The organism is Pseudomonas sp. EA_65y_Pfl1_P113, from assembly GCF_963970525.1.
GTDB lineage: Bacteria > Pseudomonadota > Gammaproteobacteria > Pseudomonadales > Pseudomonadaceae > Aquipseudomonas > Aquipseudomonas tritici.
Map to the genome: position 1 here is coordinate 1 of NZ_CAXAQM010000534.1, position 461 is coordinate 461.

Sequence of the window (461 nt, forward strand, 5' to 3'; positions counted from 1 at the left end):
CGTCGACTACCTTGTCGGCGAAATGAGGATCGTTGCTGATTTTGAAGGTCTTCAGACGATGGGGTTTGAGGTCGGAAGCGGCCCATACCTGCCGAACCTGCCACGTGGTGACCCGCGCATACTTGGCCATCAAGCGAACGCTCCAGTGAGTGGCTTCCTGGGGGACACGCCGGGTAGTCAGTGTCAGGATTTCGTTGATTTTTTCGGGCCCGAGTTTAAGTGGCTGGCCGCTGCGCGGCAGATCGCTCAACCCTTCGATTCCCGCCTCCCGATAACGTTTTCGCCACTTGAATACCGTTGGCGGCGTGATCTGCAACTGCTCGCTGACGGCCTTGGGCGTCAATCCATCAGCCAGTAGAAGCAGGATGCGCGCTCGCTGGGCGAGGCTCTGTTCCAGCGTACTCATACGCAACCAACCTTGCAGGGCGATGAGATCAGAAGGCGTTAAAGCGAAAGGGGAT

The 461-nt window shown here is 57.9% G+C and carries 1 pseudogene; it reads right to left on the reverse strand.

Annotated features, from left to right (window positions below):
• A pseudogene (locus AACY52_RS30940) lies at positions 1 to 461 on the reverse strand (IS630-like element ISPpu2 family transposase); the annotation flags it as partial.